A 10,136-nucleotide genomic window follows, 5' to 3' on the forward strand; every position below is an offset into this window, starting at 1 on the left:
TTATTATTTAAGTAAGTTGATATCGATTGATTTCGGGTTCTGAGCCTCGTGCTTGTGCTCGCTGCCGGCATAGATGTACAGGTTGCCCAGCAATTTGGCACCCAGACGGTTCTTCGGAAGCATGCCCTTCACAACACGGCGGAGCAATTTGTCCTCACCGTTGGGACGAGCCATCAAACGAGCCGGAGTAATCTCTCTTTGTCCGCCGGGATAGCCGGTGAAGTTCAGATAAATGCGGTCGTTCCATTTGTTTCCGGTCAATTTCACTTTGTCTGCGTTGATGATGATCACATTGTCACCGCAGTCTACGTGAGGGGTAAAGTTGGGTTTATACTTTCCTCTCAACAGTTTCGCAACTTTTGCACCGAGGCGACCGAGCACCTGATCGGTGGCATCAACTACGACCCATTCTTTGGTCACAGTCTCTTTGTTTGCAGAAATGGTCTTGTAACTTAAAGTATCCACTCTTAATAATTTTTTAAATGTTAACTACTAAAAAACTTTTTCTTTTGCAGCGCTAACCACCCTCTTACCGGGCTATTAACACGCTTAATTCTAAACTTTTAGAGCGTCTAGATAATAATCGGCTTGCAAAGGTACGGTTTTTCCATTAATCTGCAAACAAATCATCTTTCTTTTTTTACTGCCAAAGATTAGCTAATGAGTTTATAGTGAACCGAAGAGCCCCTCCACAGAAGAGCCCCCGCAGACCGGGACAAGTATCATTTTGCTTCTGTGCCTCCAGCGAAAATATCAGTCCGGGAGGAATGACTCTCAACCGAATTGGCTACTTTTGCCTGTCATCACACATGACACTTAATACTTAAATATACGATGTACATGAAACTATCTGTCTGTCTGCTGTCGGCCCTGCTGACAGCTCTGCCGGCATTCCCGGCATCTTCACAACCGGCGTCCGATGAACCGGTACAAGCAACTGCCAACCAGTGGAAGGGAAAACGGGTGGCCTTCCTGGGCGACTCCATCACCGATTCCGTCCGTGTAGGAACCACCAAGTGCTACTGGGAGTATCTTGCAGAATGGTTGGGCATCGACCCACAGGTGTATGCCAAGAACGGCAACCAGTGGGATGGTGTGCTGCGTCAGGCTGAACGCCTGAAAGCCGAAGGAAAAGCGGTCGATGCCATCCTCATCTTCGCAGGAACCAATGACTACAATGCCGGAGTGCCCTTGGGCGAATGGTATGACTATGCCCAGACGGAAACCGTCGTCAAGGGTGGAGGGACGGAGACTCGTGCACGCCGCATCCCGCAAACGAACGGCGCGACTTTCCGTGGACGCATCAACCGCGCCATGGATTACCTGAAGACCAACTTCCCCACCCAGCAAATCATCGTGCTGACTCCCATCCATCGCGGAGCGGCACGCTTCAGCAACGAGAACATCCAGCCGGAAGAGGCGTTCCCCAACAAACTGGGGCTGTATGTCGACTCCTACGTGTCGGCAGTAAAAGAGACTGCCAATGTGTGGGCAGTGCCGGTCATCGACCTGAACAGCCTGAGCGGGCTCTACCCGATGAATGATGCTCATGCCCCCTATTTCCACACCCGGGACACGGATCGTCTGCATCCCAATGCCGAAGGGCATCGCCGCATGGCACTGACACTGATGTACCAGCTGCAGGCATTGCCTGCGTCCTTCTAGAAGCGTCAGGTACAAGGCAACGGAACACCCGGATACAGAGGAAGCATGTACGGCAACCATGCCGGCACAAGCCTCTGTATCCGGGTGTTTCTGTATCCGCTCCTTCAGCCGCGGTGCATCCCGACGACCTTGAATTCTTTCCCACTTGCCACGACACGCCCTTCAGCAACCAGTTCGGAGACTGCACGTGCCAACGACGGACGCGCTACTCCCAGGATGTAGGCCACCTCCTTCTGATTGCGGATGGTCCCGTTCAGCTTCAGGTAGTTGAGCAACCGCTCTTTCAGTCCTTGCAAGGCAAACTCGTTGAGCTTGCGGCTCAGGAACAGGCTGCGTTCGGAAATGACCTGAAGGAAATTCTGCATCAGCCGCGGATTGCCGTGCATTGCCTCCAGGAAATTGTCCCGACCAACGGCAATTACCTCGCACGCCTCCTGCGCCTCCAGGTTGACCGGGAAACGGTTCTCGGACGCGAAGAGGAAAGCCGGCGCCAACAGCTCAACCGCCTTCAGATGGTCAATGGTCAGCTGCTTGCCTTCCGGACTGACCATCTGCGCCAGGGCGTCCCCTTCAGCCAGTATGTAAAGCGCCCGGCAGGGGTCTCCCTGCAAGGCGATGAAATCTCCTGTTTGATAACGGCGCACCGCATTGCCCGGCATCTCCAGCAATGCCTTCAGTTCACTCTCCCGGATTCCGTCAAAAAGCGGATGGTCCAGCACTCGGGTCATGTTCATGATTTACATTCTTTAAGGGTTCGTGTCACATACGTTACAACTTCAGCCGACAGGAATCAGCATCTTTGCAGCACAAAAATAAGAAAAACCGCGCAGTTGCAGCGCCTAAAAAGACAAAACCATGACAGAAAATGCTATGTTTTGCTTCCAATGCCAGGAAGCAGCCCGTGGAACGGGATGCACCGTGAAAGGTGTATGTGGAAAAGACAGCCGTACGGCAACATCAATGGACCTGTTGCTCTTCGTCGTACGGGGTGTATCAGTAGTCACCGACGCCCTGCGCAAGTCGGGCCACAAGGTAAGACCGGAAGCGAACAACTTCGTGGTGGATGCCTTGTTCTCAACCATTACCAACGCTAACTTCGATGTGGAGAGCATCCTCGGACGTGTGGACCGCGGACTGGTGTTGCGCAACAACCTCATCGAGGAAGCCCGAAGCCTGGGTGTATCTCTTCCGGCCGTCGACGAACTGACGTGGAACGGCAGCCGCGAGGACTATGCAGAGAAAGCAGCTACAGTAGGCGTACTGCGCGAAACGGATGCAGACAGCCGCTCGCTGAAGGAGCTGGTTGTCTACGGATTGAAGGGTATGGCAGCCTATCTGGAACATGCGATGCGTCTTGACCATGACGACGAGTCCATCCATGAGTTCATGCAACATGCACTGGCAACTATCGCCACCAGCAAGCCGGCGGTCAACGAGCTGATCGACCTCGTGATGAAGACCGGTGAATTCGGCGTGAAGACCATGGCGCTTCTCGACACAGCCAACACCTCCCGTTACGGACAGCCCGAGATGACACGGGTGAACATCGGCGTACGCAACCGTCCGGGAATCCTCATCAGCGGTCACGACCTGCGCGACCTGGAGGACCTGCTGGAACAGACCAAGGACCAGGGTGTGGACGTCTACACACACAGCGAGATGCTCCCGGGTCACTACTATCCTGCCTTCAAGAAGTATGAGCACTTCGTGGGCAACTATGGCAACGCCTGGTGGAAACAACGCGAAGAGTTCAGCACCTTCAACGGGCCGATTCTCTTCACGACCAACTGCATCGTGCCGCCCCTGCCCAACGCCAACTACAAGGACCGCGTGTTCACTGCCAACTCCACCGGTTATCCCGGCTTCAAGCATATCCCGACCGGACCTGACGGACGCAAGGACTTCAGCGAAATCATCGCCCTCGCCAAGCAATGTCAGCCGCCGACGGAAATCGAGCACGGAGAAATCCTGGGCGGTTTCGCCCACAACCAAGTGGTTGCCCTGGCAGAGCCTGTTGTGGAAGCTGTGAAGAGTGGAGCCATCCGCCGCTTCATCGTGATGGGTGGTTGTGACGGACGCATGAAGAGCCGCGAGTACTACACGGAGTTTGCACGCCGTCTGCCGAAGGATACGGTTATCCTCACTGCCGGATGTGCCAAGTATCGCTACAACAAGCTGGGCTTGGGCGACATCAACGGCATCCCTCGCGTGCTTGACGCCGGACAGTGCAACGACTCCTACTCGCTCGCCGTCATCGCCCTCAAGCTCAAGGAAATCTTCCAGCTTGCCGATGTCAACGACCTGCCCATCACCTACAACATCGCATGGTATGAGCAGAAGGCGGTCATCGTACTGCTCGCCCTGCTGAGCCTCGGTGTGAAGAACATCCACCTCGGTCCGACACTCCCCGCCTTCCTGTCTCCGGGTGTAGCCAAGGTGCTGGTCGAGAACTTCGGCATCGGTGGTATCGGTGAAGTGGAGAGCGACCTCGAACTCTTCGGACTGGGAGCCTAATCGATTCATAACCATATAGTCCCTAAAGACTCTCTTAGCGGCGCCAGCCGGCGAGTGATTCGTCGGTGGCGCCGCAACTTTTCAATCAAAAAGCCTCAACCATCTCTTGATACCTCAAGCAATTATGCTACCTTTGTAGCACTTTTCAATCCTCAGCAGGAGACGCCGGGTTTTGCTGCAGCCCTCAAGAAGGATAGCCAGACACACAAATATGAATTGGATAATATTAGTGCTTGCCGGACTATGCGAATGTGGCTTCACTTTTTGCCTTGGCAGTGCAAAGGAAGCCGCCGGAACGCAGCGGTTCTTATGGTATGTCGCGTTCGTCCCTCTCTACATTCTTAGTATCTATCTACTGATCAAGGCGACACAATCGTTACCCATCGGAACAGCTTATGCCGTTTGGACCGGCATTGGAGCAGCAGGCACTGTGCTGCTTGGTATCTTTTTCTTTCATGAGCCTGTCACAGCAGCCCGCATCCTATTTATCTCAACATTAATTCTCAGCATTATAGGACTTAAAATCGTATCAATATGACAAATTCATCTCGCCCAGACACTCATCAGGTGCCCTTCCGCCCCATGCGGAGGATACGTCAGCAACTATCAGAAAAAGAAACACTCAATATCTTGGAATCAGCTACATCGGGAGTGCTTTGCCTGTTGGGTGATGAAGGATATCCCTACGGTGTACCTATCAGCCATGTCTACCACGACAGGCACTTGTATTTCCACACAGCATTGCGTGGACACAAGGTCGATGCTATCCGCAAGTATCCCAAAGCTTCATTCACAGTCATAACAAAAGACGATATACATCCAGCAGAGTTTACTACCTATTTCACCAGCGTCATCTGCTTTGGTCGGGTGCGCATCATTGATGACCCCGATGAAAAGATGGCTGCGACAAGACTGCTAGGACACCGCTTCTTCAAAGATGACGAAGAGGGGCTGGACAAGGAAATCAAGAAGTCTCACCAGGCCATGCACATGATAGACTTTACCATCGAACATATCACCGGAAAGGAAGCTATCGAACTCACCCGAATGAGAAAAAGATAAATTCAGACGTGAAATACAGAGGCACTTCTGCCGAAAGACTTCTACGAAAAACTTAATTTTGCATCATACAATCAAACAGATAAGATTTAAAGTCATGAAATTCCTGGAATTAGCACAGACACGTTATACCACCAAGCGGTATGACGCCGGTAAAAAAGTATCAGACACACAAATTCAAGAACTGCAAGAAATCCTTCGCTTAAGCCCTTCTTCCATCAACAGCCAACCTTGGAAGTTTACTTTTGTTGGTGATGAGAGCTTGAAGAAGCAACTTGCCTCGGTATCATTCTTCAATGAAGAAAAAATCAATGCTGCCAGCCACGTGATTGTTTTCTCCGTATTGGACGATATCGATGCTTTTGAGACCCGGATTAAAGCTCACTTGCCCGAAGGGGCCGTTGCCTATTTCCAAAATATGGTAAAGCCCAAAGGAGAAGCAGCTATCAAAAACTGGATGCAGCACCAAGTATACCTGTCATTGGGATTTTTCTTGTCGGCCTGTGCTGAAATGCAGATTGACAGTACCCCGATGGAGGGAATCGATACTGCTGCTTACGACCGGATCGTAGGCTTACAAGGCTACAAGACTCTGTTCGCCGTGGCCATCGGCTATCGTGACACAGAAGATCCCAACCAACCGACAAAGAATCCTAAGAAGCGTCTGCCACTCGACCAAGTGGTAAGCGTCCGTTAGAGCGTCTTTTCTTGGGGATATCCCAATAAAAGAGGGCGAAGGTGTGTCGTGATGCACGATGCACCTTTCTTTTTTTATGCAATCACTCGAGATTTTCCACCACAGTCAATCTCTGTTGCCGGAGCTGATAATAAAGACTCTCTTAGCGGCGCCAGCCGGCGAGTGATTCGTCAGCGACGCCGCAACTTTTATTGTCAGAGATTGTTCATCAGACGCTATATTCAAAGTCCAAGGCCCCGTTCAGCGTGATGACATTCAACTGGTTATTCTTATCAGCAAACGTGACGTTATCCAGCTGGAGGGTTACAATGCCATTCGAAAAACCTTGGAAGATTATTTTTCCACTGACGTAGCGGGTGTAGTTGGTAATTTCTCCCTTTGCGGAAGGGATGTAGCCAATCCAGGTGTCGTCATGAAGAGTGAGCGTATACCCCTTGCTTACCATATACGGGAAGAAGTGATCGGCACGGAAAAGGATACTGAGCCTCGGGTAGTACTGCACCCCGGCAGTCTCCTTCGGTGCCACTTCGATCTCAATCTGAACTGCAGTATGACTTACAAATTCGGAAAATGTACCAATATCTCCGGTAGGTTCCACATAGGTCTTGCCGTTCACCGTCACCCTGCGATGTGTCGGATTCGTTTCTGTAAGGAAGAGAACATAAAAAAGGAAAGCGAGGCCTTCATTCCGAACCTTACCCTTGACGTAGGACTTCGACTTCCTGTAAGATAGATAAGGAGAATAAATACCTCGCTCTGTATGATATACCCGTAAGGGCACGAATATACGCATACAAAGAGAGCGTCTTTCCCACATCATTCCGTTCTTACTTGTGAGTTGTCGAAGTTCACGTCAATGGAACAAAGTGAAAATGCACTTTCTTTCAATATGTCTGCACACAACTTATGTATACGCGAGCAAAGATAGGCATTTTTGGGAAAAGACGCTCCATACTCAGATTAAAACTGCAAATATCCGCAATTTTATTGGTAAACATCCCATTAGCTTCAAGTTTCTGAAAACGGCACCAACGGACTGGAAGGAGAAATGCAGGGAAATAAAACAGCCTCCCAATCAATCGATTAAGAGGCTTTCTTCGTACTCGAAGCGGGACTTGAACCCGCACAGCCGCAATGGCCAAGGGATTTTAAGTCCCTCGTGTCTACCGATTCCACCATTCGAGCATCCTTCAGAGCGGAAAACGAGACTCGAACTCGCGACCCCAACCTTGGCAAGGTTGTGCTCTACCAACTGAGCTATTTCCGCAAGAATATGTACAATCATGAAAAGTGCATCGTCCGTTTCAGATGCGGTTGCAAAGGTATATGTTTTTTTGGATTTCACAAAAGTCGCCGCTACATTTTCCGCCTCGCGGACTGTCGGCAGGGAGCGGAAAGGAAGGATATTTCCTTGCCAATTGTCCAGTTGAGCACATAATCAATTCAAACTAGATAGTCCTATATAAACGTATAATATATACATATCTAGCTCTATACAAACAATATTTATATCGAACAACCCTTAATTAAAAATCTCTCCCTTAACAACAAATGACTGACAGAAAAGGGATAAGATAAAAATTATCTGATGAGTGAAGATGAAAACACCTTATTGCAATAATTATACTTTGAAAGAAATATTCAATTGAGGGTGCGTCAAAACTAAAATGGCTACTCCTCAAAGTTACAGATTATAACCATAATAATTAAAAGGGTCGTGTCAAACTCTGTATTGAGTAATGATACGGCCCTTTCTTCAGTATTTTAGGATTCTCAAATTTCAAATTATAAGTTCATATCTTCAAGAAATGAGTTTTGACACAAATAATAAACAAAAGACATGGCACAAATTGCACACTTCTGACATTACCCTTCAAGAATCCAATTTCCAACTTAACTTTCTGACATAGATGACTACATAATAGTAAGAAGCCCGCCACTTGATATCTATTGTATCAAAGGCGGGCGCTTACTATATTTTAATTATATTACAAAGCAAAAAAACGGTATCCTATTAAGTCAGACAAAGAAACTTTTCTCAAATTCTTCATATCAGTAGGCATTAAAAGACAATATTGATTCCATGTTGACTTATCAGCTAAAGTAAATGCTATTCGACTATTTCGACATATCATGTAAATATTCGAATTTTCCCTACAAGTACAAAATTCCCAATCAAACATATCACCACTTTGGAAACCAGCATCATAAACAAATTCTCTAGAAGGCAATACTACCGTAGACATCGCTATTTCCTTATCTTCTTCAGGACAGGGAACACTAACATAATAGTGAATAACTTTCACTTTTAAGCCTGGGAAAAAAGCTTTTCCTCTATCAATCATAGAATTAAAAACTAACTGAAGGTTTTTATCACTAACAGGGATCCCTCCCGGAAATTGTTTTGACGCTAATAAAATATAATCTCCATATTTTGTTACTAAAGACAACGAAGCAAAACGTACATCTTGATTACCATAGCTTTCCATATAAATATATGGTTCAATCAATCCCTGGGTTACATTGTCAACACCTTGCAACATATATTTCTTAATACGCTCCTTAAAATTCTCCTCTAACAAAATATCATAAAGAGGCACTAAACCGTTTTCAGGGAATTCTATAACGGTCAATAGATTCTTGTTTTGTAGCGATTCAGCCCAAGAACTAAAGCTAATTTCTGACAATTTATCAATTTCAGTCGGAGGTGTGAAATTCATCGAAATGGAATTACCCCCCAAACTCTGATAAGACATATGTATACTACGATATCTTATTACATTTGAAGTAGAGTTCCCCCTACTTTTATGCAATGAAAAATCCACACTTCCACCTACATTTTTAAATGTCAAAGTCGCGCTAATACTATCACTCATAGATTTACCACGATATTCATACAAACGACGAGAATTAAAATGTCCATAATATAATGCTGTTAGCAATCCTCCACTTTCAATTCCGGAGACCATAAAATATCCATATGTCCTAAGCACATCCTGCATAGGTGACTCATAGAGATCTCTTTTAAACCGTGGATGATAACATCCAGACAAATCTTTAAGAGTTGATTCTGACACCGGAATCCGATGTAGAGAGTCACGATATACAATATCTAACTTTCCATAAACCACTCTCGTCGTATCAACTCTCAAAGTATTAAATACCTCTTTATACTTTTTCTTAGCGCCGAAGCCAAATAGACCTCCTATTATTGGTATATTAGCAAGTGAAAATCCCCCTTTAACAACTTTAGTAACACTAGTTGATTGAGCAAACTCATTAAACCTATTAAACGTCTGAATATTAGAACTCCAAGAATTAATAAACCTTGAGGATTTCAAATCAAAAAGTTTATTATCCTTACCAATCTGCAAAATTTTACCAAGATCCAATATCGGATAGGTAATATTATTAAAATCGATCAACGGCAACGTATTGGGCTGAAAGCCACATCCTAGGTATTGATAATTGTAATTAATATCAGCTCTCGTTTCTGAATTCCCAGCAGATTTTTGATTTTGCTTCCACGGATATTGAGAATCCCTACCCCTCAAAATAAATTCAACAGAATCCTTTTTAAAAGATTCATCATATCTCAATACTTCATGGAATAATTCAATATCATTTGAACAAGCACACAATTCCAAGATAAAAGCAAGGCTCAATAATACTCTAATCCTCATAATAACAGCCATTTATCCTATTACAAAATTCTTTTCATCTCTATTACATTCTGCTTGTCAGCAGCCTCAAACTGAATGAGTCGCATTCTTTTTTTTTCTGACACATCAAAATGCCACATTCCTTCAATAATCAAGTTCTTATCTCCATCATAGATATTAGAAAAAATGATTTGATTATTTGTCATATCATATTCAAACAAACAAGAAATTGTTTTATCTGAATTCATATAACAAAATCCATCTTCTTTCGAGACAAAAGAAACGACAATCTTATTTTCAATATTATCCCGTATTATTCTCCCCTCCCAAACCGTCTCAACCAAAGTGTCAGGTTTCCACAGGATATCATTAGAATCATCCTTTGAACAAGACATAAAAAATGCACTGACCCAAGCAATCAAAATAAACAATTTTTTCATACACAATGTCTTTAAGTTATTAGATATATTATTCATTCTACAATTAGCTACTTAACAAGAGATAATATAAAAAACTCTATCTGCAAATGATTAAACACT

10 protein-coding genes and 2 tRNA genes are annotated in these 10,136 nt (G+C 45.9%); 5 read left to right on the forward strand and 7 right to left on the reverse strand.

Annotated features, from left to right (window positions below):
* Positions 1-3: 3 nt before the first annotated feature.
* The gene (gene rplM, locus M3087_RS10900) at positions 4-465 is read right to left on the reverse strand and encodes a 50S ribosomal protein L13 (protein ID WP_022385710.1); all 462 of its coding nucleotides are present in this window, start codon (positions 463-465) and stop codon (positions 4-6) included.
* A gap of 369 nt (positions 466-834) precedes the next feature.
* On the opposite strand from rplM, the gene M3087_RS10905 reads away from it, so the two are divergent.
* Positions 835-1,665: an SGNH/GDSL hydrolase family protein gene (locus M3087_RS10905; RefSeq protein WP_249095693.1), complete on the forward strand. Its 831-nt coding sequence runs from the start codon at positions 835-837 to the stop codon at positions 1,663-1,665.
* Between the two features lie 104 nt (positions 1,666-1,769).
* Here the strand turns inward: M3087_RS10905 and M3087_RS10910 are convergent, their stop codons facing one another.
* Positions 1,770-2,399, reverse strand: a complete 630-nt coding sequence (locus M3087_RS10910) for a Crp/Fnr family transcriptional regulator (RefSeq protein ID WP_022385712.1) — start codon at positions 2,397-2,399, stop codon at positions 1,770-1,772.
* Between the two features lie 121 nt (positions 2,400-2,520).
* Between M3087_RS10910 and hcp the strand changes: the two genes are divergently transcribed.
* From hcp to M3087_RS10930, 4 genes are all read left to right on the forward strand, one after another.
* The gene (gene hcp / locus M3087_RS10915; protein WP_106484295.1) at positions 2,521-4,179 is read left to right on the forward strand and encodes a hydroxylamine reductase; all 1,659 of its coding nucleotides are present in this window, start codon (positions 2,521-2,523) and stop codon (positions 4,177-4,179) included.
* Positions 4,180-4,390: 211 nt separating this feature from the next.
* Entirely contained in the window at positions 4,391-4,717 is a 327-nt protein-coding gene (locus M3087_RS10920) for a DMT family transporter (RefSeq protein WP_249095695.1), read from the forward strand.
* The gene (locus tag M3087_RS10925; protein WP_022385714.1) at positions 4,714-5,241 is read left to right on the forward strand and encodes a pyridoxamine 5'-phosphate oxidase family protein; all 528 of its coding nucleotides are present in this window, start codon (positions 4,714-4,716) and stop codon (positions 5,239-5,241) included. The genes M3087_RS10920 and M3087_RS10925 overlap by 4 nt, the downstream gene beginning before the upstream one ends.
* A gap of 94 nt (positions 5,242-5,335) precedes the next feature.
* A complete protein-coding gene (locus M3087_RS10930; protein ID WP_249095698.1) occupies positions 5,336-5,935 on the forward strand; it encodes a nitroreductase family protein in 600 nt (199 codons plus the stop codon).
* Between the two features lie 208 nt (positions 5,936-6,143).
* Here the strand turns inward: M3087_RS10930 and M3087_RS10935 are convergent, their stop codons facing one another.
* From M3087_RS10935 to M3087_RS10955, 5 genes are all read right to left on the reverse strand, one after another.
* The gene (locus tag M3087_RS10935; RefSeq protein ID WP_249095699.1) at positions 6,144-6,728 is read right to left on the reverse strand and encodes a hypothetical protein; all 585 of its coding nucleotides are present in this window, start codon (positions 6,726-6,728) and stop codon (positions 6,144-6,146) included.
* 307 nt (positions 6,729-7,035) lie between these two features.
* A tRNA-Leu gene (locus tag M3087_RS10940) sits at positions 7,036-7,120 on the reverse strand.
* A 9-nt stretch (positions 7,121-7,129) separates the two neighbouring features.
* Positions 7,130-7,202, reverse strand: a tRNA-Gly gene (locus tag M3087_RS10945).
* Positions 7,203-7,923: 721 nt separating this feature from the next.
* Complete coding sequence (locus tag M3087_RS10950; RefSeq protein WP_249095702.1) at positions 7,924-9,618, reverse strand: MAC/perforin domain-containing protein; 1,695 nt, start codon at positions 9,616-9,618, stop codon at positions 7,924-7,926.
* 20 nt (positions 9,619-9,638) lie between these two features.
* On the reverse strand, positions 9,639-10,037 hold the full coding sequence (locus M3087_RS10955; protein WP_022385433.1) for a hypothetical protein: 399 nt from the start codon (positions 10,035-10,037) through the stop codon (positions 9,639-9,641).
* Between the last annotated feature and the right edge of the window lie 99 nt (positions 10,038-10,136).

It is taken from the genome of Mediterranea sp. ET5 (genome assembly GCF_023337025.1).
Classification (GTDB): Bacteria; Bacteroidota; Bacteroidia; order Bacteroidales; family Bacteroidaceae; genus Phocaeicola_A.

Coding starts and splice junctions, on each gene's coding strand:
- M3087_RS10905 (WP_249095693.1), top strand. CDS start 835: ATGTACATGAAACTATCTGTCTGTCTGCTGTCGGCCCTGCTGACAGCT.
- M3087_RS10910 (WP_022385712.1), bottom strand. CDS start 2,399: ATGAACATGACCCGAGTGCTGGACCATCCGCTTTTTGACGGAATCCGG.
- hcp (WP_106484295.1), top strand. CDS start 2,521: ATGACAGAAAATGCTATGTTTTGCTTCCAATGCCAGGAAGCAGCCCGT.
- M3087_RS10920 (WP_249095695.1), top strand. CDS start 4,391: ATGAATTGGATAATATTAGTGCTTGCCGGACTATGCGAATGTGGCTTC.
- M3087_RS10925 (WP_022385714.1), top strand. CDS start 4,714: ATGACAAATTCATCTCGCCCAGACACTCATCAGGTGCCCTTCCGCCCC.
- M3087_RS10930 (WP_249095698.1), top strand. CDS start 5,336: ATGAAATTCCTGGAATTAGCACAGACACGTTATACCACCAAGCGGTAT.
- M3087_RS10935 (WP_249095699.1), bottom strand. CDS start 6,728: ATGCGTATATTCGTGCCCTTACGGGTATATCATACAGAGCGAGGTATT.
- M3087_RS10950 (WP_249095702.1), bottom strand. CDS start 9,618: ATGAGGATTAGAGTATTATTGAGCCTTGCTTTTATCTTGGAATTGTGT.
- M3087_RS10955 (WP_022385433.1), bottom strand. CDS start 10,037: ATGAAAAAATTGTTTATTTTGATTGCTTGGGTCAGTGCATTTTTTATG.